Origin of the sequence: Flavobacterium psychraerolatum (assembly GCF_025960985.1) — a bacterium.
GTDB lineage: Bacteria > Bacteroidota > Bacteroidia > Flavobacteriales > Flavobacteriaceae > Flavobacterium.
In genome coordinates this window covers 1-20,954 of sequence record NZ_JAOQMX010000061.1, presented here as the reverse complement: position 1 = coordinate 20,954, position 20,954 = coordinate 1, and the positions used below count along the sequence as shown (strand labels likewise).

Here is a 20,954-nt window from a genome sequence, read left to right as displayed (position 1 = left end):
ACATGAACGTGTTCTAGTAAGGAAGTGGAAAGCGAAATCCCTTTGAAATCCGCTTTTACGGGGTATTTTTTATGATTTCTATCTACAAGTACCGCAGTTTTGAATTTGGATAATGGTACATCTAGAAAATGTCTTACCGCATATATCAAAGTAGTACCCGAGTTTAAAACGTCATCAACTAGTATGAGACCCTTGTTACTGTACTCTTCTTTTGATAAAGAAGTGCGCACTACCGACTCTGGTTTTTGTTTGTCAATATGTACCTCACAAAGGCTAATCTTCAAAGTAGAGATGTTTTGTAGTTCCTTGGCTATTTTTTTAGCAAAAATATAGCCATTGCTGGCAATTCCTGCCAAAACTACTTCGTCGTTATCTATAAAGGTTTCGTAAATTTGGTAAGCAATACGTTTTATTTTGTGGTTGATTTCTTGATGGGTAAGAATGATATTTTTGCTCATTTTTCGATTTGAGATTATAAAGTTTAAATTAGGTACGGCAGAGGAGTATTTTATTCTTCTTCTTTTTCGGGAATGTCGTTTCCGAATTCGTCAATATCACGACGGTCTTTTTTTGTTGGTCGTCCAGTTCCTGTTTTTCTGTAATGATCTTTGGATAGCTTCAAGAGTTCGAGGTGTTGGTAAACCTCAGGAGGAGTGTCGTTACGCCTGTATATGTCAACCAATTTGGCTCCCACACGACTATCCGGGATGTCTAGCACTGTGATGATCTGTGTAATTTGGTCTTTTCTAAAGGTTACTTTATCGGTAGGAAATACTTCTTTGGATGCTTTGGCAACCTGACCATTTACGGTAATATGGTTCTTCTTACAAGCTTCTGTAACCATGTTTCTAGTCTTGTAATAGCGTACGCACCATAAATATTTGTCAATTCGCATAATAGTGTATAAAATCAGAGTTAAATAGTTTACAAAAATAAATCAATATTGTATCTTGCGCACTTAAAAATTAGTTATAATGAACAAATTTAAGTTTTATTTTATTCTATCACTTACAACAGTACTTTTATTTTCCTGTTCAAAAAACGATAATTCAATAATAGTAGCACCATTAAGGGATTATCAAGAGGAGTTTACAGCAGAGAATGTAATGATTGAAGAGTATTTGAAAACCAATTATATTACTGTCACGCAAGATCCTGGCGATCAAACCGATCAAGATGTGGTTTTTGCAAAGATTGATGCAGATCAATCTTCTATCTATTCTTATTTGGGCAATTCAGGATATCCTAAATTATTGACAAGAGAGGTACAGTTACATGGTATTACCTATTCTATGTACTACTTGGTATTGAGAGAAGGTATAGGTGAGTCTCCTTCTAATGTAGATAATGTATTGGTTTCATATAGTGGAAGGTATTTATCTGAGTCAACACCTTCAGACCTTACAACATTATCTGCGACATTTTTTGAAGAGATTAAATATCCGCAATCTATGAGTAATTTGTACAGTGGTGTGATTAGAGGACGGGGGGAGTTAATGCCGAAATTTAAAGTAGGAACAGCAACCGAAGGAATGAACGGAGAAGTTCAGTATAATGATTTTGGTTCGGGTATTCTTTTTATACCATCTGGACTTGCTTACTATAGTGCAGGAGCTGATATAATTCCATCTTATGCGCCGGTAATTTTCAGTATTAAACTATATGCTTTACAAAGGTTAGATCAAGATGGCGATAGTGTTTTGTCTTATAAAGAGGATTTGAACAATGATGGTTATGCTTATAGTTATTTAAATAAAACTACTTACCCAATAACGCCTACTAACTTTGATGATACAGATGGTGATGGTATTCCTAATTTTTTAGATACCGATGATGATGGAGACGGCTTTAGTACCCTAGTAGAGATCGCAGCAGGAAGTGATTATCTAGATAAAAATAGTGTACCAAAAAAATAATTTCATACTAAATAAAAAAATCCCATTTCAATTGAAATGGGATTTTTTTGTTCGTAAATTTTGATTTAGACCTGTCATCAATTAATGACTTAGATCAATACTTTTATTAGCCTTACTTGCTATAAGGATATTGCTTCTGCCACAGAAGATTTTTTATATTACTCACGCAAAACGGGCTAGTAATAAAATAGATTTTTTACGTAATAAAAAAATATAAAATACTTTTTGAGAGTAAAATTCTGTTTCTTAGTATATCCTTATAAGCTTGTAGAAGACTATGTTCAGTTTTCGTTTTATAAGTAATCATTCTCTTTGTTAAGCTCAGCGCGATATTGTTTTACAGGAGGAGAAATTCCTCAATAAAAAAGCCACTACTTTCGGTAAGTAGCGGCTTTTATGCTATGAAATCAAACTTTTATTTTCTTGCAATTACTTTTTCAGCAGCGGCAAAAATAGCTTGATTGTTCAATTTGTATTTTTCCATTAATTGCTCAGGAGTTCCAGACTCACCAAAACTATCTTGAACTGCTACAAACTCTTGTGGTTTAGGATTGTTTAATGCTAGAACTCTAGCAATACTTTCTCCAAGACCTCCAAGAATGTTATGTTCTTCGGCAGTAACCATACATCCAGTTTTAGCAACAGATTTCAAAATTGCTTCATCATCTAATGGTTTGATTGTGTGAATGTTGATAACTTCAGCAGAAATACCTTTAGCTTCTAGCGCTTCAGCAGCGATCAAAGCTTCCCAAACTAGGTGACCAGTAGCAACGATAGTTACATCAGTTCCTTCGCTTAGTACAATTGCTTTTCCAATTACGAATTCTTCGTCAGCAGGTGTAAAGTTAGCAACAACAGGGCGACCAAAACGCAAATAAGCTGGTCCTTCAAGTTTAGCTAGTGCAATAGTAGCTGCTTTTGTTTGATTGTAGTCACAAGTATTGATAACTGTCATACCTGGTAACATTTTCATCAAACCAATGTCTTCAAGGATTTGATGTGTTGCACCATCTTCACCCAATGTTAATCCTGCGTGAGATGCACAAATTTTTACATTCTTCTCAGAGTAAGCTACTGATTGACGAATTTGGTCATAAACTCTTCCTGTAGAAAAGTTAGCAAAAGTTCCAGTAAACGGAATTTTACCACCAATTGTTAATCCAGCTGCAATTCCAATCATGTTTGCTTCTGCAATTCCGATTTGGAAAAAACGCTCTGGGTGATTTTTTTTGAATTCATCAAATTTTAATGAACCAATTAAATCAGCACAAAGTGCTACTACATTTTCGTTTGTTTGACCTAATTCAGTCATTCCCGCTCCAAATCCTGAACGAGTATCTTTACTTCCTGTATTTGTATATTTTTTCATTTTTTATTTTAAAAAAGGTGAATGCATTCATTCCTGAATACTAAAATCGGATTACGAATTTAAATTAGTAATCTCCTAAAGTTTCTGGATTTTGAGCCAAAGCATTTTCTAATTGAGCATCATTTGGTGCTTTACCATGCCAAGCATGACTGTACATCATATAATCTACTCCGTTACCCATTTCAGTATAAAGCAATACACAAACTGGTTTTCCTTTTCCTGTTCTTGATTTTGCTTCATTCATTCCTGCAATAATTGCTTCGATGTTGTTTCCTTCTTTAATTTCAAGTACGTCCCAATCAAAAGCTTCAAATTTTGCACGAATGCTTCCCATTGCCAATACATCATCAGTTGCACCATCAATTTGTTTTCCGTTTAAATCGACAGTTGCGATTAAATTATCTACTTTTTTAGCAGAGGCATACATGATTGCTTCCCAGTTTTGACCTTCTTGCAATTCACCATCACCTGTTAATGCATAAACGATATGATTGTCGTTATTCAATTTTTTTGCTTGAGCAGCACCAATAGCAACAGATAAACCTTGTCCTAGTGATCCAGCAGCCATACGTATACCAGGTAAGTGGTCATGTGTAGTTGGGTGTCCTTGTAATCTTGAGTTGATCAAACGAAAAGTAGCTAATTCAGAAACTGGAAAATATCCACTTCTCGCTAATACGCTATAAAAAACTGGAGAAATATGTCCGTTTGAAAGGAAGAAAAGGTCTTCACCAATTCCATCCATATCAAATCCTTCTTTACGTTCCATTAGGTTTTGATAAAGAACTACTAGAAATTCAGTACATCCAAGTGAACCTCCTGGATGTCCAGAGTTTACCGCATGTACCATTCGAAGAATATCTCTTCTTACTTGGATTGTTAAATCACTTAATTGTTGTGTGTTAGGCTTCATTGTGTGTGTAAAAGTTAAACTACTGCAAATGTAAATTTTATTTTGTGTTAAGACAAATGATTTGTGGTTTTGTTTATTTTTATATATAAAGCAAAAAAAGTCCCATAAAAAGAACTTTTTTTTGTGAATAATCATCACCTATTGAATAATAGCTATTTTTGGTTTGTTATAATTTATGCGCCCAATTCAATAGAACCAATTATTACTTTTGTTTTGATTGAATTCAGAATTAAGCAAATTGCTTCTGAAATTTCTATTTAAATAGTACTCTTGGCAAGTGCGCAGTTCATTTTTATTCTATTCTAAAAAAACACTAAATTTATTCCTATTTTTCGAAAATAAATGGATTGCTTTTACTTCTGCATTTTTTAGGGTTTATATATCTTATTCTGAAGATTTAACCAGCCACCACCATTGTAAACCGCAGTGAAATTATTTGATTTCAAAATACCTTTGGCTGAAGCACTTCTCATACCTGAAGCACAGCAAGTAATAATAGGAGTGTCTTTTTTTATTTTTGAAATATGGTTGGTTAGTTCGTTCAAAGGAATATTTTTAGAACCTTTAATATGATCCTGTTTGTATTCTGATGGACTACGAACATCAATTATTAAAGCGCCATCTTTAATCAAGGTTGCAAAATCTACAGAGGATCCTATTCCAAATAATTTTTTAAGTAAGTTGATCATTTTTAATTTTTAGTTTGGTAATAATTGACATCCATCCATGAACCACCATTGTAGCATTCAAAGGCATGTTGAGAAAGAAAATGTTGTGCTTGACCGCTACGGTTTCCAGATGCACAACATAGGATTAGAGGCATTTTTAGTTTTTTGATTTCTTCGATTTTTTGAGGAAGTTCGTTTAGGGCAATATTAATTGAGCCTGCAACATGACCACCTGCAAATTCAGCAAAGGTGCGTACATCTACGATTGTTCCTTGATTTTCTTTTATTATGTTTTCTAAAATCATTTTCTTGAATTTTATAATTAATACACAATTCAGTATATTTTTTTTTTGATATAGCAAATGTACAATTCGTGTAAAGAAAGTTTTGTAACAATAGTTACATATTAAGATAAAAAGTAGTTTTTTGGAAGTGTATCAAAATAAAGTGCTTAATTTTAGAGTGTTTATGTAGTAGAAGTTGAAGTTCGTAATTCAGTTTTATATTTTCGGTAAAATACTTGTGTTTCTTCGACTTATTTTTCAGTATATTTTGTGATGTTTCTATGTTATTGTTTTGAAAAAATATACGGTAGTTGAGGTAACTCTACCAAATCTACCGATGTTTTACTAAGTTTCATTTTCCAAACAAAGTAATGTTTTCGGGAAGGATTCTATCTACTGAACATTAAATTGAGTTCTAGGTAACAAAGAATTCAATCCGATTATTTTTCCATTATATTATAAAAAATAGTTTTAACTAGTAAAGGTTAAGATAGTAATAAGTCGAGATTTTTCATGTCCTCAAATACGGGGATTTTCATATGAGCAAACTCAGTTTTATTATGAGAATTAAGGTAGCCATAAACTGCAAAACCTCCGGATAAAGCAGCTTGTGCACCTGCAGGACTATCTTCGATAACTACACAATCGGCTACTTTATATCCCATCGTTTTGGCAACATGAAGATAAAGTTCTGGATTGGGTTTCCAGCTATTAATATCATAAGCGCTGAAAATCTTCCCTTCAAATTTATCAATTAAGTTTGCAGTAGTCAAATTCAATCGTATTTTTTCTCTTGGACCATTCGAAGCTACGCAAAAATCAATTTTCAGTTTATCCAATAATTCATGAACACCAGCAATGGGTTGAAGGTGTGTTTTGAAAGCTTGAAAAGTACGTTCTCTAAATTCGGCTTCAAAATTAGTTGGAAGTTTTTGGGTAGTCTGGCTTTGAATGTAGTTAAAGCAAAATGCGAGCGATTTTCCTAAAAAGTGATTCATCACAAATTTTTCGGTCATAGTTACGCCAACTGTTTTTGCTAATTCAATTAAAGTCAAGTTCGTAATGCTTTCGCTATCGACAAGCACGCCGTCACAATCAAAGATGATGCATTTGTATTTCATGATATTATGTTATTCTTTTATTACTTTAAAAGTTTGAGAGTAAGGATTATTGTAAATTTTTAGAATATAAAAACCAGATGATAAACTACTTGTATCTATCCTATTATCAACGCTATGTCCATGTAAAACAGAGATGGATTGGTAGTTGAAAAATTCATAATCAAATGTTTTAAATTCATAATTCATTATAGTAAGATTATTTTGTATAGGATTTGGATAGATGTAAGGAAGTTCTATTATCTTTTTTTGGATGATTGAATGTATACCATCACAAGCATTCTTTGCTAAATCATCAAAATCTGTATCGTCATAAATTTTTACGTAATCAAGTGATTTGGCTTTTTGAAATAAAGTGCAAGCTTCTTGATATTTTTCTTGATCAAGGTAGATTATGCCTAAATTTCTCATGGCGTAGCTATTGTTTTTTGATCTGTTTAAAACTTCCTTTAGGTCTTTAATACCTTTTTCTGTTTCTCCTAATTTGTGGTAAGCCAATCCTCGTATAGCTTTTATGCTTATCCCTTCATCATAATTACCAGCTTCTCCTTTAATAATCTTGTCTTCGTTTACTAAAGCCAAATTTGCATGAAACAAAGCTTGGTCATAATTTTTTAATAAAAGGTATAAATAAGAGATTCCCCATCTCGCATGTGGGTGGGAAGGGTTCTTTTCTAATATTTTTTTTAAATAAGTTTCAGATAGACGATATGATTTTATCTTGGTTAAATAATTTGTGAAATTGTACAGCACTCGATAATCTTTTGGAGAAGACTTTACGGCTTTTGTGTAATAATGAAGTGCTGTGTTTTGTACTTCAAACATAGAGTAAATGTTTGCCAATGCATCATATACGATAGTTTGGTTTACGATTAGTTTAGCTTTTATCGAATCAGGGATTTTTCTTTTAGAATCATTTAAAGACTTATCTAATACTTTTTCAACTCTTTTAAAATCCACTATGGCCAGCGTATAATTATTTAGTTTCTTATAAAGGTGTGCTCTTATGTAAATATCTTTTAATGCAGTTGGGTTGTAATTTGTTCTTTTGTTTAATGAAACCAATGTTTCTAGTGCTTTCTTGCCTGGTGTTTTCAAAGGGTATCTTATAGTCAATTCTATTGCTTATTTTTCCGTGCAAAAATGTAGTAGTAACCATTTTTTCTCCCTCCTTATTGTATTGTTCTGCGGCACCATCAATTAATCCCATGGCGTCAAAGTAAAAAACTTCATTTTTTTTACCATTTGCATGATACGTTTTAAGACTGTCCATTTTTTTATCAAGTCCCATGAATAGTTGCATGGATACAATACTATCGCGATAGTAATGACTTATTACTTTTGCATTAGAAATTGCCTTTGGATCTTTATGTTGGGTGCTTGTTTGTCCCGTAGCAATAAACGAAAGTAGTAAGACGAACCAATATATTTTTATATTCATAAGATGAAGGTTTAAATAGTACTATTGTACAGATGAAATATACTCCTTATTTAAACATGTAAAATATCCCTTAGCTCCTTTTTTGAAAATTAAGAACTGCAAGACAGCATAGAACATCCTACTTTGTCACGTGCCCAGTCAGGACGTTTTGCAAACCATTTTTCATGTTCTGGTTGCTCTGCATATGGATTTTTTAAAAGTTGGAATAACTCGTCAATCAAGGTGTAGTCTTTTTTGTCTGCGGCATCAATGGCGAGTTGCGACATATAGTTGCGTAAAACATATTTAGGATTTACCGCATTCATTTTTTCTCTACGTTCTGAGTTTATTTCGTTTTCGAAAACCAATCGTTGGTTGTAATGTTCAAACCAAAGCGTCCATGTTTCTATCACTTCAGGATATTCTTCTATTGACTGATAAAAAGCATCTTGAATAATCGAAATTCCTTTTTCTGGGTTTCCTTTTTCGAATTGACTTAAATTTCGATAAAAAATAGTCATATCTGTTTCAATCAAATGCAAGTTTTCTTCAAGTACCTGAATAATTGTGTCATCGCCTTCTTGATCGGTATACAAACCAATTTTGGAACGCATCATTTTTAGGTATTTTTCGTCATACTGTGTCCTGTAACTTTCTAAAACAGCTTCGAGTCCAGCTGCTTCATCAATTAGCGGATAGAGCGCATTGGCAAGTTGGTAGAGATTCCATAATACCATTTCGGGTTGTTTGCCGTAACGATAGCGTTTGTTTTGAGCGTCGGTAGTATTGGGAGTCCAGCCATAGTCATAGCCTTCAAGCCAGCCATAAGGACCATAATCAATAGTTAACCCTAGGATTGACATATTATCGGTATTCATTACACCATGTACAAAACCGACGCGTTGCCAGTGTAAAACCATATCCAAACTTCTGTCTGCAACTTGTTGGAAAAAGGATAAATAAGTGGCTTTGGAGGGTGAGCCCAAGTCGGTATAAAAATGTTTTATGGTATAATCAACCAATATTTTTAAGGTGTCATGGTCTTGTCGAGAAGCAAGTATTTGATAATTTCCAAATCGTAAAAAGCTAGGAGCAATGCGACTTACAATAGCCCCTTTTTCATACGCAGGATTGCCGTTGTACAATACGTCGCGCAAGACTTCATCTCCCGATAACGAAAGAGATAATGCTCGAGTAGTTGGAATGCCTAAGTGGAACATGGCTTCACTGCATAAATATTCTCGAACCGAGGAACGCAAAACGGCGAGGCCATCTGCAGTTCTAGAGTAGGGTGTGAGTCCGGCACCTTTTAATTGAATTGCCCAGCGTTTGTTGTTGTGTATGACTTCGGTCAAATTGATAGCGCGGCCATCACCGAGTTGTCCTGCCCAATTACCAAATTGGTAGCCGCCGTAACACATGGCGTAAGGTTGGGTGTCAGGAAGGACTTCGTTTCCAGTTACAATGTTTTGAAAATAGTCAGTTTGTGTTTCTTCTATCGAAATGCCTAGATTCTCTGCCATTTCTGGTGAAATGTGAAGGACTTTTGGGTTGGCTGTTTTTTTTGGGGTAACAAATGAAAAACAAGCTTTTTCTACTTGTCTAATGCTGTTGATTATTATAGGATCAGCTGGAAGTTCTTTGTTGAAAGTATCTTGAATGTTGAGTTTCATGGCTTGTATCGTTTAACACAAAGATACAAATACTAATGTTGTGGATGCTTCTCTATTGCTTTTTTACATGAAATTTGATTTGTTTTTTTTAATCATGTAAATAAATTGCTAGGTGATGAAGTGTAGGGGGGAATAGTAGAAATTAAGAAAACAGATTTGAGGAATGATATATTTGTGCAGTTATTTAATTGATGTTGTCTGGTGGTAGATAATCATAGTTTGAAATTCGTATTCATTTTTTGCATGAGGTATAGCAATGAAAAAGCCCACAAACAAATGAAGTGATAGCGGAACTTGTTGAGGACTTGTAAAGTGTAGTCCGTTCCTGATGAAACGCAGTGGAAGCGGGTCAAGTCCAAATGATTTTAGAGAGCTATTTTTTTATAAAAGACTTTAGGATTTAAAATAAGTGTACTTTTTCTAAATTAAACTATCTTTGCCCGCCGAACAATCGGAACAAAAAACGTAGTATGAAGTTTGATTTATTAAAAAAAGATCCGCAGTCTAAGGCTAGAGCAGGAAGTATTACCACTGATCATGGTGTGATTGAAACCCCAATTTTCATGCCTGTTGGTACGGTTGCATCTGTTAAGGGTGTGCATCAGAGGGAATTAAGGGAAGATATTAATCCAGATATTATTTTGGGAAATACGTATCATTTGTACTTGCGACCAAAGACTGAAATTCTTGAAAAAGCAGGTGGATTGCATAAATTTATGAACTGGGATCGACCTATTTTGACCGATTCTGGTGGATATCAAGTGTATTCGCTTTCTTCAAACCGAAAGATTAAGGAAGAAGGAGTGAAGTTTAAATCGCATATAGATGGTTCCTACCACTTTTTTACACCAGAAAATGTTATGGAAATTCAGCGTACTATTGGAGCTGATATTATCATGGCTTTTGACGAATGTACACCTTATCCTTGTGATTATCACTATGCACGTCGCTCGATGAATATGACGCACCGTTGGTTGGATCGTTGTATCACACATTTGGATAAATTACCAATGAAATACGGGTACAATCAACATTTTTTTCCGATTATTCAAGGTAGTGTTTATAAAGATTTAAGAGAGAAATCGGCTGAATATATTGCGAATTCGAACCAAGTTGGTAATGCAATTGGTGGATTGTCTGTAGGGGAGCCTGCCGAGGAAATGTATGCCATGACCGAAGTGGTTACAGCTATTTTGCCAGAAGATAAACCACGTTACTTAATGGGAGTAGGAACACCTATTAATATTTTGGAAAATATTGCACTCGGAATTGATATGTTTGACTGTGTGATGCCGACTCGTAATGCGAGAAACGGAATGTTGTTTACGGCCAATGGGACCATTAATATCAAGAATAAAAAATGGGAAGCAGACTTTTCTCCTATTGATGACATGGCGATTACTTGGGTAGATACGGAGTATACAAAAGCCTATTTGCGCCATCTTTTTGCAGCCAATGAGTATCTAGGTAAGCAAATTGCTACGATCCATAATCTTGGTTTCTATATGTGGTTGGTACGTGAGGCTAGAAAACATATTATCACAGGAGACTTTAGAACCTGGAAGGATATGATGGTAAGAAATATGAGTCAGCGCTTGTAAATAAATGTTTATAGTTTTTATAGTTTAAAGTTTAAAGAGTGTCGTATGATTGTACTGCTTATTAATCCTTAAACTTTAAACTTTTAAACCTTAAACTTTTAAACTTTTTTATATGTTAACAATACTAGATAAGTACATTTTAAAAAGATATTTAGGTACATTTGTCTCTATGTTACTGATGTTTGTTCCTATTGGAATCATCGTCGATGTCTCGGAGAAAATTAATTTCATGATTGAAAATAAGGTTCCGTTTCTTAAAATTGCTGTGTATTATTACCATTTTACTATTTATTTTGCCAACAATTTATTTCCTATATTTTTGTTCTTGTCTATCATTTGGTTTACATCCAAGCTAGCCAATAACACAGAGATTATTGCCATTTTGAGTTCTGGTATTTCATTTACACGGTTTTTGCGTCCTTATCTTATAGGAGCAACAATGGTATCCGTTTTTGTTTTGATTATGGGTTTCTTTGTGGTACCTGTTTCAAGTGAGGGGTTTAATAACTTTCGCTACACTTATTTGAGAACCAACGGACAACAGGCCATGCGGGGCGATAATACCGATGTGTATCGCCAGATAAACGACAATGAATTTTTGTATGTTAATAGTTATAATCCGGGTACCAAAACAGCTTTTAATTTTTCTATCGAAAAGTTTAAAGGGGATAAAATGGTATCCAAAATTACCGCTAGTAGAATTCAGTGGAATGCTGCCGATAGTACATATACCATGTATGACTATAATAAACGAACGGTAGGTGAATTGGGGGATATTATTGAAAAGTTGTCTGAGAAGAAAACTAAATTTAGTTTTGAATTGGAAGATTTAACTCCAGTAGTTTATATTGCAGAAACCCTTACACTAGACAAATTAAATAATTTTATTGATAAAGAAAGAGCTAGAGGTTCATCGAATATTAATGTGTATATGGTTGTATTGTATAAAAAATACAGTGTACCAATCTCTGCTTTTATCCTTACAATTATAGCAGTTTCTGTATCTGCGATGAAACGTAGAGGAGGTATGGGGATGAATTTAACCATTGGTATTGCAATCGCTTTTGGATTTGTTTTCTTCGATAAGGTTTTTGGTGTTATTGCCGAAAAAACTACTTTTTCACCTTTTATTGCTGTGTGGTTTCCGAATTTTGTTTTTGGAATCTTAGCTATATTTTTATTACGAAATGCAAAACGATAATCTTAAAAGTTATTTTACACTCCATTTTATTGTTTTAATTTGGGGTTTTACCGCAGTATTAGGGGCGTTGTTAAGTATCGAGTCAAGCGCTATTGTTTGGTATCGAATGCTAATGGCTTCGTGCTTTTTGGGGATGTACATTATTTACAAAAAGAAGACTTTTAAGATTTCGATCAATCTATTCTTAAAATTAGTGTTGGTTGGATTTTTGATTGCGTTGCACTGGATTTTATTTTTTCATGCGATCCAAATATCTAATGTTTCGATAACGCTTTCTATATTTTCGTTGGGTGCTTTTTTGGCCTCTTTAATGGAACCTTTGTTTTATGGTAGAAAGATTATTGGTTACGAAGTTTTTTTTGGACTCATCACTATGTTAGGTTTGGGTTTGATTATGCAAGTTGAGGTTAATTATCTTCAAGGGATGATATATGCATTTATTTCGATAGTAATTGGGGTTTTGTTTACTATTTTTAATGGTAAGTTAATTCAGAATCAAGATGCTACTGTAATTACGTTTTATGAGTTTTTATCGGGAGTATTTTTTATTAGTATTTATTTTTTGACGCAGCAAAAATTCACATCCGATTTTTTTGTTTTAAGTGCAAATGATTGGTGGGTACTTTTGGCTCTATCCTCTGTTTGTACAGCATATGCTTTTACAGCAGGAGTAAAAGTAATGGAACAATTATCTCCCTATACTGTCATGTTAACAACCAATTTGGAGCCTGTTTATGGTATCTTGTTGGCTTACTTTATTTTGGGTGACAAAGAGAAGATGAGTATGTCATTTTACTTTGGTGCTTTGTTGATTTTTGTAATGGTTGTCCTCAACGGTGTGTACAAGCATCGCAAAACACGCAAGAAAAGGGTATTGATTTAGTCTTTTTTTAACTATTTGAAACAGATTTTTTATGATACCTTTGTTGTCTTTACTAAAAAAAATAAAGAATGCAACAAAACTTGCGCTTAAACGAATACAAAGTACTGTTTTATAGACTTATTCTAGCTTACCTTTTTTACTTTATTGCCCGCGTTTTATTCTATACTTACAATGCTGAATTGCTGAGAGTAGAGTCTGTTTCAGATTTTCTTATGCTTTGTTATTATGGGATGACCTTTGATACTACTTCGATCTTATATGTCAATTTACTTTTTATAGTATTTTCGATCTTACCTATTCTCAAAAATACTAATAAAGCCTATCAGAAGTTTTTATTCTACCTCTATTTCACAACCAATTTGTTGGCTTATGCGACTAATTTTGTAGATTTTATTTATTACAAATATACGTTTGCTAGAACTACTAGCGTGGTGTGGGAGGTTTTAAAACATGAAACTAACAAAAACACATTGCTTTTTAGTTTTATATTTGATTATTGGCATGTGCCATTGTTGTTTTTATTGTGTGCTACAGTTTGGGTATATTTGTATAAAAAAGTAAACGTAAAGACATTGAAGCCAACCAAGTTAATTCCATATTTTGGTTTTTCAGTTGTAGCTTTTTTATTTATTATACTAATGGTTATTGGAGGGATTCGTGGAGGTGATTTTAAAAAGTCAACACGACCAATTAACCTACTAGATGCAAGCCGCCATGTAAAGAACATCGTGCATTCAGACATTGTATTGAATACGCCTTTTGCGTTGATTCGTACATTGTTTACTAATGGATTTGCAAAACAAAATTATGCAGGGGTGACGGTCGAATTGATTGATAAAGAAATTCAACCAATCAAAGAATACCACAACAATCCAAAGACGAAGCCCAATGTGGTGGTTTTTATTCTAGAAAGTTATGGACGAGAATATATAGGTGCATTTAATAAAGATATGAAAATACCAAACTATAAAAGCCATGCTCCATTTTTGGATTCATTGGCTCAACACAGTTTGATTTTTAATAACGCTTTTGCAAATGGGCGCCAGTCTATTCATGGGATGTCATCTGTGCTTGCGGGGATTCCTTCGTTCAAAGATGCATTTACTTCATCACCTTATCCTAAACAAAAAATTGAATCTATCGTTTCAACTTTAAAAGGAGAAGGATATGATACCTCCTTTTTTCATGGTGCCGCCAATGGATCTATGGGTTTTTTAGGGTTTAGTAATATCTTAGGAATTGATCATTATTATGGTCGAACCGAATTTAATGATGATTCTCAATTTGATGGTTTCTGGGGAATTTGGGATGAACCATTTTTGCAATATATGAAAAAGACATTGGATATTAAGAAGTCTCCCTTTTTTGCATCCGTATTTACTGTTTCTTCACACGAACCCTATATTATTCCAGAAAAGTACAAGGATAAATTTCATGAAGGAGGAGTACCTATTCACAAATGTGCCGAATATACCGATTATGCTTTGAAACGTTTTTTTGACGAAGCGAAAAAAGAAGCCTGGTTTGCAAATACAATTTTTGTATTGGTAGCCGATCATTGTAATCAAATTTATTATGATGAGTATCATAAACCGATCAATCATTTTGCGGTGCCCATTTTAATTTACCAGCCCAATAGCAAATATGTGGGTGTTGATACCGATCTTGCTCAGCAAATTGATATCTACCCTACGATTTTGGATATGATTGGGTATGATAAACCTTTTAGAAGCTGGGGTAGAAGTTTAATAGATAAAAAAACAACAGCTCCTTTCGTTATCAATTCTACAGGATCAATCTATCAATTTTCTAAAGGGAATTATATTTGTACCTTTGACGGACAAAATGCCTTAGGATTTTATGATATAAACGATACAGCTCTGAAACATAATTTGATTAAAAACCGTAATGCCGAAATGAATGCGGTTGAGTTACAATGTAAAGCTTTCATTCAAGATTACATGAATAGAGTAGTAGATAAAAAAATGACTTCAGAGAAATAATAAAATAAAAATATGAAAAAGAGAACAAAAATAATAGGACTTTCCATTTTGGCACTTGTGCTTATTTTTGCAGCAAAATATGGTTACGATATGAATATCAATCATAACTTTGAAACCATTACCAAAGGAAAGGTTTATAAATCGGGTGTAATTCCACCAGATGAATTAGAAAGTTACATAAAAGAGAATAATATCAAGTCTGTTATTGATTTGCGTTTTCCAGGCACAGCCGATTTGGTAAACAACCCCGAAATCCCAGCTGAATTAATAGCAGAGAAGGAAGCTATTGCAAAAATAAAAGGAGTGAACTATTTTAATAATGGTTCAGATCAAATCCCTAATCAAAAAAATCTAGATGTTTTTTTTAAAATTATGGATAATAAAGATAACTATCCAGTTTTAATTCATTGCTATCACGGAGTAGGTAGAGCAGAAATGTATTCTGCTTTGTATCGAATAGAATATGAAAATTTCTCAAATGAAAAAGCACGTCAAGGTGTTCGTACTTTGGTTAAATTTAGCTCTTTTGATGATGGTAAGCCTAAAGGTGAATATTTGAAAGCATATAAAACAAGAGCAGCGTTAGCCAAAGAAAATAACAAGTAAAAAAGTCTGTAAAACGTTTATAACTTGTGTTTTATTGTTTTGTTTTTAAGAATAATTTCGGATGAGGAGTATTTTAGTTGCTTTAAATACCAATGATTTTTAGACTTAAACAAAAAATAAAAGTATTAAACGATATAAAATTTTATATTTGCAGTCCAATTAAAATGTAAACGCACAAATCCTATGGAATATTTAGATTTTGAGCTTCCAATAAAAGAATTAGAAGAGCAGTTAGAAAAATGTCAAGTTATTGGTCAGGAATCAGATGTTGATGTATCTGAGACATGTACACAGATTAACAAAAAACTGATTGAGACAAAGAAAAATATATATGAAAACCTTACGGCTTGGCAGAGAGTACAATTGTCAAGACATCCAAGCAGACCTTATACATTAGACCATATTAGAGCCATTTGCGGAGAAAGTTTCCTTGAACTTCATGGAGACAGAACCTTTAAGGATGATAAAGCGATGATTGGTGGTTTGGGTAAAATTGGCGGTCAATCCTTTATGATTGTCGGACAACAAAAAGGATTCAATACTAAAACACGCCAGTATAGAAATTTTGGGATGGCAAATCCTGAAGGGTATAGAAAAGCGTTACGATTGATGAAGATGGCAGAGAAATTTAATATTCCTGTATTAACATTAATTGACACACCTGGAGCATACCCAGGTTTGGAAGCAGAAGAAAGAGGACAAGGAGAAGCTATCGCAAGAAATATTTTTGAAATGGTTCGTTTAAAAGTGCCTATTATCACCGTAATTGTAGGTGAAGGTGCTTCTGGAGGAGCATTAGGTATAGGTGTTGGTGATAAAGTATATATGTTAGAGAACACTTGGTATTCTGTGATTTCACCGGAATCATGTTCTTCTATATTATGGAAAAGCTGGGAGTTTAAAGAACGTGCTGCTGATGCCTTAAAACTTACTTCAGCCGATATGAAGAAACAAAAATTAGTTGACGATATTATTCCAGAACCCCTTGGTGGAGCACATTATGATAGAGAGATTACTTTCAAAACTGTGTCAGAATATATATTGAAAGGTTTTAATGAGTTGAAAGACTTATCAACAGAAGACTTAATCGCTCAAAGAATGGCTAAATACTGTGCTATGGGTGAATTTCAAGAGTAATAACTTACTTTTATTATTATAATCCGAAGCCTTATCGTTTCGGATTTTTTTTTGGTTATAAACAAAAATAAGCAAGTTGTAAACAAATAATAGTAACAACTAAATCCGCTTATTTTTATAATTTACGTTACTTTCGTTACATGGAAAATTTCAAGAATGCAAATCCGGCCAAAGCGGATAAATCAACAGTTATTAGTCTGGAAAAGGGTAAGTTACCTCCACAGGTAATTGATTTGGAAGAGGCAGTTTTAGGTGCCATGATGATTGATAAAAAAGGAGTTGATGATGTAATTGATATTTTACAGCCTGATGCTTTTTACAAAGAAGCACACAGGCATATTTTTGAAGCAATTGTAGAATTGTTTACAGAGACGCAACCAATCGATTTATTGACCGTATCGGCTCAATTAAGAAAAAATGCAAAATTAGAACTAGCTGGTGGAGATTTTTATTTAATTCAGCTTACACAAAAAATTTCCTCTTCAGCTCATATCGAATTTCATTCGCGTATTATTCTGCAAAAGTTTATTCAACGTAGTCTAATTCGAATTTCAACAGAGATCATAGAAGCATCCTATGATGAAACTACAGATGTTTTCAACTTATTAGATCAAGCTGAATCTAAACTATATGAGGTAACACAAGGTAACATCAAACGTAGTTCTGAAACTGCTCAAAGTTTGGTACTACAAGCCAAAAAGAAAATCGAGGAAATTAGTAAACAAGAGGGGCTAAGTGGAGTAGAAACTGGTTTTACTCTCTTGGATAAATTAACTTCAGGATGGCAACCAAGTGATTTAATTATCATTGCTGCTAGACCTGCAATGGGAAAAACAGCCTTCGTACTTTCTATGGCTCGAAATATGGCTATTGATTATGGTCATCCCGTAGCGTTATTTTCATTAGAGATGGCATCAGTACAGCTGATTACTCGTTTAATTTCGTCTGAAACAGGATTACCATCCGAAAAATTGCGTACTGGTAAGTTAGAACCGCATGAATGGACGATGTTGAGTACTAAAGTTAAAAATCTTGAAAAAGCGCCACTTTATATTGATGATACACCGTCACTTTCGATCTTTGACCTTAGAGCAAAAGCAAGACGTTTGGTATCGCAACACGGAATCAAAATTATAATTATCGATTATTTGCAGTTGATGACTGCGGGTGGTAACGGAAAAGGAGGAGGAAATCGTGAACAAGAGATTTCTACTATTTCTCGTAACTTAAAAGCATTAGCAAAAGAACTAAATGTACCTGTTATTGCACTTTCTCAACTATCGCGTGCGGTAGAGACTCGTGGATCTAGCAAGCGACCTTTGCTTTCGGATCTTCGTGAATCTGGTGCGATTGAGCAAGATGCTGATATTGTATCGTTTCTATACCGTCCAGAATATTATAAAATTGAAGAATGGGATGATGATGAAGCTTCGCCAACTACTGGACAAGCCGAGATTATGATCGCTAAACACCGTAATGGAGGAATTGAAAACGTACGTTTGAAGTTTATTGGACATTTAGGTAAGTTTGATAACCTAGATGATTTTAGTGGTAATTACGATGATTTACCTTCGTCAATGAACCAAGATGATAATCCGTTTGCAACAAAAAGTTTACCATCTGCCAACGAAGCTTTTGGAAGTACTTTCAATGATGACGAAGACGATGATAGCGATATGCCATTTTAATATAAAAATTAGCTAAACTAATTTTATAGAATAAAACTAAAAAAAAAACTTTGCCTTTGTAATCCTTCAAAAGCAAAGTTTTTTTGTTTTACAACTATTAATGAAGTAAGAATATATGGAACCTATAAAAATCTCAGTTTATTTAGATTTCTTACCTAGTGATTAGTGCAGAGTTGCCTCTAATTTTTTAATTTTGCAGATAACCTTACTATAAAATCTAGTATCTTTGGGTAAAATGCTATATAATGGGTTTCAAAAATACAGTCCTTCTACTATTTATTTTATTTTCATTCACAGCTAAAGCCTCCTTTGTCTTGATCCCCATGGATGAAACCACACAACAAAATCACCTCAAAGCATACGGTATTACCTTTTGGTGTTTAGAAAAAAAATACAAAGCAAGCTGGTTACTCAACTATCGTGGTGGTTCTTTTTTATTGCCAGATGCAACTGATATTCGAAAGGAATGTCAAGTAAGAGGAGTAAGTTTCGAAATACTATCTGATACTGAAACAAATTCGATATTAAACGAAATTGCCAGCCCATCTCAAAATATGGAAACGGTTGTATTAGAAAAAGCACCAAAAATTGCTGTTTATACACCCAAAGGCAAACAACCATGGGATGATGCGGTAACGTTAGTGCTTACGTATGCCGAAATTCCGTTTACCCCTATATATGATGAAGAAGTTTTGAGTGATCAATTGATTATGTACGATTGGTTACACCTTCATCATGAAGATTTTTCAGGACAATACGGAAAGTTCTATGGTGCGTACAAAAGCACTCCTTGGTATATTGAGCAAAAAAAGAATGCCGAAGAATTAGCAGCTAAGTTAGGATATAACAAAGTTTCTCAAGAAAAAGGTGCAGTTGCCAAAAAAATTAGAGATTTTGTAATAGGCGGTGGATTTATGTTCGCGATGTGTTCTGCAACCGATAGTTTTGATATTGCTTTAACTGCTGATGGTGTAGATATATGTGAACCAATGTTTGATGGAGATCCTTCAGAGGCAAATTATCAAGCGAAGCTAAATTATGCAAAATCATTTGCTTTCAAGGATTTTACTTTAGAAAGAAGACCTGAGAAATATGAATTTTCAGATATTGATATGACTGAAAAAAGAAGAGTACCAATGGATAAAGATTATTTTACATTGATGCAATTTTCAGCAAAATGGGACGCTATTCCTAGTATGTTATGTCAGAATCACACACAGTTGGTCAAAGGATTCATGGGACAAACTACAGCTTTTGATGCTAGTTTGATTAAGTCTAACGTCCTTGTTATGGGAACTTGTGAGCTCAACGGTGAGGCACGCTACATTCATGGCGAGAAAGGAAAAGGAATGTTTACTTTTTTTAGCGGTCACGACCCCGAGGATTATCAGCATCAAGTTGGTGATGCCCCAACAGTTTTGGATTTGTACCCCAATTCCCCAGGTTATCGCTTAATTTTAAATAATGTTTTATTTCCTGCAGCTAGAAAAAAGAAGCAAAAAACATAATTACCACTTGTAGTTTTTGATATGCTTAATCCAGTTGTACATTGCAAGTCCACCTTCAATAAACTGTTTTTTCTATTGTCACAAAAGGTGTTTCCGTTGGTCGCTCTTTTGCAACAATAAAAAACAGTTTTTTTCAGTCCGGGCTTTCTATTACCATTTGGGCATGGACTAAGAATTTGTTTATGAAAATAAAATAATAACCTTTAAGGTTTATTTTATGTCCAAAAAGTATTGATTACCATCAATATCTATGGCTATAGCTTTCTTTTTTTCAAGAGCAGTTTCGACTACTACTTCGATGGTTCTTTTTTCATAAGAACTATAAATCTTTCCTTCTCCCAGTTTTCCATTGAGATTTAGTTTTCCAGTGACTTCGTTTCCTTTTTCGTCAGTACCTGTCGCGACATAGTCGTACGGGTATGTGTCTTTTCGGTACCCATAAGAGTTGTTCTGGATAGCATTAAGTCTTGTTCTAGCTTCTCTTTGTGTCACAGTCTTTTCCACTTTTACTACTTTATTACAAGATAATAAAGTGAAACAGAGAAGAGTGGTAGATAATAATTTCATGAGGGTGTCATTTTATTTTCTCAAAAATACAAATCATCGATGGTGTTTTTTTACGGGAAACCTCATTGCTTTCATTTTTGTTTTATTTTAATAAAATAATTTATTCCTTTAAGCATTGATAACGGTTCTGTTTTTTCGAGATTAATAGTTCACATAAGTACTAAGTCTTTTGTAGTAACGATTAGTGGTATAGTATTCGTTGCTTTTAAGAATGCCGTAGGTTTTAATTTATTGGTCCCAAAAATAGTTAAAACTATGTACTTTAGTGCATTTCGCTTTTAGCTTCTAAAAATGTACTTTTGAGATATGGATTTTCAAAGAGTAAATGGACATACAGTATCAAGATTGACGGTTCATATAGTTTGGGCTACAAAATATAGATATGCAGTTTTGCAGGGA

Annotated in this window: 20 protein-coding genes and 1 pseudogene; 10 read left to right on the top strand and 11 right to left on the bottom strand. The window is 33.8% G+C overall.

Features of this window, described 5'->3' with window-relative positions:
- Both M2326_RS16425 and M2326_RS16420 read right to left on the bottom strand, forming a co-directional pair.
- A partial coding sequence (locus M2326_RS16425) for a phosphoribosyltransferase family protein (RefSeq protein ID WP_264620631.1) occupies positions 1-458 on the bottom strand: 458 nt, incomplete at its 3' end.
- Between the two features lie 50 nt (positions 459-508).
- Positions 509-895 carry an RNA-binding S4 domain-containing protein gene (locus M2326_RS16420; RefSeq protein ID WP_264620630.1) on the bottom strand — a complete coding sequence of 129 codons (387 nt, stop codon included), beginning with the start codon at positions 893-895 and terminating at the stop codon, positions 509-511.
- Between the two features lie 79 nt (positions 896-974).
- On the opposite strand from M2326_RS16420, the gene M2326_RS16415 reads away from it, so the two are divergent.
- A complete protein-coding gene (locus tag M2326_RS16415; RefSeq protein ID WP_264620629.1) occupies positions 975-1,916 on the top strand; it encodes an FKBP-type peptidyl-prolyl cis-trans isomerase in 942 nt (313 codons plus the stop codon).
- A gap of 415 nt (positions 1,917-2,331) precedes the next feature.
- Here M2326_RS16415 and M2326_RS16410 read toward each other — a convergent pair whose 3' ends face one another.
- From M2326_RS16410 to M2326_RS16375, 8 genes are all read right to left on the bottom strand, one after another.
- Entirely contained in the window at positions 2,332-3,285 is a 954-nt protein-coding gene (locus tag M2326_RS16410; protein WP_264620628.1) for a transketolase family protein, read from the bottom strand.
- A 64-nt stretch (positions 3,286-3,349) separates the two neighbouring features.
- The gene (locus M2326_RS16405) at positions 3,350-4,198 is read right to left on the bottom strand and encodes a transketolase (protein ID WP_264620627.1); all 849 of its coding nucleotides are present in this window, start codon (positions 4,196-4,198) and stop codon (positions 3,350-3,352) included.
- Between the two features lie 368 nt (positions 4,199-4,566).
- Positions 4,567-4,887 (bottom strand): rhodanese-like domain-containing protein, encoded by a 321-nt coding sequence (locus M2326_RS16400; RefSeq protein WP_264620626.1) that lies wholly within the window; start codon positions 4,885-4,887, stop codon positions 4,567-4,569.
- 2 nt (positions 4,888-4,889) lie between these two features.
- Positions 4,890-5,171, bottom strand: coding sequence for a rhodanese-like domain-containing protein (locus M2326_RS16395; RefSeq protein WP_264620625.1), 282 nt, complete (start codon positions 5,169-5,171; stop codon positions 4,890-4,892).
- 464 nt (positions 5,172-5,635) lie between these two features.
- The gene (locus M2326_RS16390) at positions 5,636-6,271 is read right to left on the bottom strand and encodes an HAD family hydrolase (RefSeq protein ID WP_264620624.1); all 636 of its coding nucleotides are present in this window, start codon (positions 6,269-6,271) and stop codon (positions 5,636-5,638) included.
- Between the two features lie 9 nt (positions 6,272-6,280).
- A complete protein-coding gene (locus M2326_RS16385) occupies positions 6,281-7,366 on the bottom strand; it encodes a tetratricopeptide repeat protein (protein ID WP_264620623.1) in 1,086 nt (361 codons plus the stop codon).
- The gene (locus tag M2326_RS16380) at positions 7,257-7,709 is read right to left on the bottom strand and encodes a hypothetical protein (protein ID WP_264620622.1); all 453 of its coding nucleotides are present in this window, start codon (positions 7,707-7,709) and stop codon (positions 7,257-7,259) included. The genes M2326_RS16385 and M2326_RS16380 overlap by 110 nt, the downstream gene beginning before the upstream one ends.
- An 89-nt stretch (positions 7,710-7,798) precedes the next feature.
- The gene (locus M2326_RS16375) at positions 7,799-9,361 is read right to left on the bottom strand and encodes a protein adenylyltransferase SelO (protein ID WP_264620621.1); all 1,563 of its coding nucleotides are present in this window, start codon (positions 9,359-9,361) and stop codon (positions 7,799-7,801) included.
- Positions 9,362-9,831: 470 nt separating this feature from the next.
- On the opposite strand from M2326_RS16375, the gene tgt reads away from it, so the two are divergent.
- From tgt to M2326_RS16335, 8 genes are all read left to right on the top strand, one after another.
- On the top strand, positions 9,832-10,962 hold the full coding sequence (gene tgt, locus M2326_RS16370; RefSeq protein WP_264620620.1) for a tRNA guanosine(34) transglycosylase Tgt: 1,131 nt from the start codon (positions 9,832-9,834) through the stop codon (positions 10,960-10,962).
- Between the two features lie 112 nt (positions 10,963-11,074).
- Positions 11,075-12,163 (top strand): LptF/LptG family permease, encoded by a 1,089-nt coding sequence (locus tag M2326_RS16365; RefSeq protein ID WP_264620619.1) that lies wholly within the window; start codon positions 11,075-11,077, stop codon positions 12,161-12,163.
- Positions 12,150-13,046 carry a DMT family transporter gene (locus tag M2326_RS16360; RefSeq protein ID WP_264620618.1) on the top strand — a complete coding sequence of 299 codons (897 nt, stop codon included), beginning with the start codon at positions 12,150-12,152 and terminating at the stop codon, positions 13,044-13,046. Before M2326_RS16365 ends, M2326_RS16360 begins: the two co-directional genes overlap by 14 nt.
- Before the next feature lie 68 nt (positions 13,047-13,114).
- Positions 13,115-15,049: an LTA synthase family protein gene (locus M2326_RS16355; RefSeq protein WP_264620617.1), complete on the top strand. Its 1,935-nt coding sequence runs from the start codon at positions 13,115-13,117 to the stop codon at positions 15,047-15,049.
- A gap of 12 nt (positions 15,050-15,061) precedes the next feature.
- Positions 15,062-15,655, top strand: a complete 594-nt coding sequence (locus M2326_RS16350; protein ID WP_264620616.1) for a dual specificity protein phosphatase family protein — start codon at positions 15,062-15,064, stop codon at positions 15,653-15,655.
- A 183-nt stretch (positions 15,656-15,838) separates the two neighbouring features.
- Complete coding sequence (locus M2326_RS16345) at positions 15,839-16,792, top strand: acetyl-CoA carboxylase carboxyltransferase subunit alpha (RefSeq protein WP_264620615.1); 954 nt, start codon at positions 15,839-15,841, stop codon at positions 16,790-16,792.
- 140 nt (positions 16,793-16,932) lie between these two features.
- The gene (dnaB, locus tag M2326_RS16340; protein WP_264620614.1) at positions 16,933-18,480 is read left to right on the top strand and encodes a replicative DNA helicase; all 1,548 of its coding nucleotides are present in this window, start codon (positions 16,933-16,935) and stop codon (positions 18,478-18,480) included.
- A 245-nt stretch (positions 18,481-18,725) separates the two neighbouring features.
- The gene (locus M2326_RS16335) at positions 18,726-19,988 is read left to right on the top strand and encodes an asparagine synthetase B (RefSeq protein WP_264620613.1); all 1,263 of its coding nucleotides are present in this window, start codon (positions 18,726-18,728) and stop codon (positions 19,986-19,988) included.
- 210 nt (positions 19,989-20,198) lie between these two features.
- Here M2326_RS16335 and M2326_RS16330 read toward each other — a convergent pair whose 3' ends face one another.
- On the bottom strand, positions 20,199-20,555 hold the full coding sequence (locus M2326_RS16330) for a hypothetical protein (RefSeq protein ID WP_264620612.1): 357 nt from the start codon (positions 20,553-20,555) through the stop codon (positions 20,199-20,201).
- A gap of 306 nt (positions 20,556-20,861) precedes the next feature.
- Here M2326_RS16330 and M2326_RS16325 point away from each other — a divergent pair.
- Positions 20,862-20,954 (top strand): annotated as a pseudogene (locus M2326_RS16325) (IS200/IS605 family transposase); the annotation flags it as partial.

Coding starts and splice junctions, on each gene's coding strand:
- dnaB (WP_264620614.1), top strand. CDS start 16,933: ATGGAAAATTTCAAGAATGCAAATCCGGCCAAAGCGGATAAATCAACA.
- M2326_RS16380 (WP_264620622.1), bottom strand. CDS start 7,709: ATGAATATAAAAATATATTGGTTCGTCTTACTACTTTCGTTTATTGCT.
- M2326_RS16390 (WP_264620624.1), bottom strand. CDS start 6,271: ATGAAATACAAATGCATCATCTTTGATTGTGACGGCGTGCTTGTCGAT.
- M2326_RS16355 (WP_264620617.1), top strand. CDS start 13,115: ATGCAACAAAACTTGCGCTTAAACGAATACAAAGTACTGTTTTATAGA.
- M2326_RS16415 (WP_264620629.1), top strand. CDS start 975: ATGAACAAATTTAAGTTTTATTTTATTCTATCACTTACAACAGTACTT.
- M2326_RS16405 (WP_264620627.1), bottom strand. CDS start 4,198: ATGAAGCCTAACACACAACAATTAAGTGATTTAACAATCCAAGTAAGA.
- M2326_RS16350 (WP_264620616.1), top strand. CDS start 15,062: ATGAAAAAGAGAACAAAAATAATAGGACTTTCCATTTTGGCACTTGTG.
- M2326_RS16345 (WP_264620615.1), top strand. CDS start 15,839: ATGGAATATTTAGATTTTGAGCTTCCAATAAAAGAATTAGAAGAGCAG.
- M2326_RS16360 (WP_264620618.1), top strand. CDS start 12,150: ATGCAAAACGATAATCTTAAAAGTTATTTTACACTCCATTTTATTGTT.
- M2326_RS16420 (WP_264620630.1), bottom strand. CDS start 895: ATGCGAATTGACAAATATTTATGGTGCGTACGCTATTACAAGACTAGA.
- M2326_RS16410 (WP_264620628.1), bottom strand. CDS start 3,285: ATGAAAAAATATACAAATACAGGAAGTAAAGATACTCGTTCAGGATTT.
- M2326_RS16365 (WP_264620619.1), top strand. CDS start 11,075: ATGTTAACAATACTAGATAAGTACATTTTAAAAAGATATTTAGGTACA.
- M2326_RS16395 (WP_264620625.1), bottom strand. CDS start 5,171: ATGATTTTAGAAAACATAATAAAAGAAAATCAAGGAACAATCGTAGAT.
- M2326_RS16375 (WP_264620621.1), bottom strand. CDS start 9,361: ATGAAACTCAACATTCAAGATACTTTCAACAAAGAACTTCCAGCTGAT.
- M2326_RS16335 (WP_264620613.1), top strand. CDS start 18,726: ATGGGTTTCAAAAATACAGTCCTTCTACTATTTATTTTATTTTCATTC.
- M2326_RS16400 (WP_264620626.1), bottom strand. CDS start 4,887: ATGATCAACTTACTTAAAAAATTATTTGGAATAGGATCCTCTGTAGAT.
- M2326_RS16330 (WP_264620612.1), bottom strand. CDS start 20,555: ATGAAATTATTATCTACCACTCTTCTCTGTTTCACTTTATTATCTTGT.
- tgt (WP_264620620.1), top strand. CDS start 9,832: ATGAAGTTTGATTTATTAAAAAAAGATCCGCAGTCTAAGGCTAGAGCA.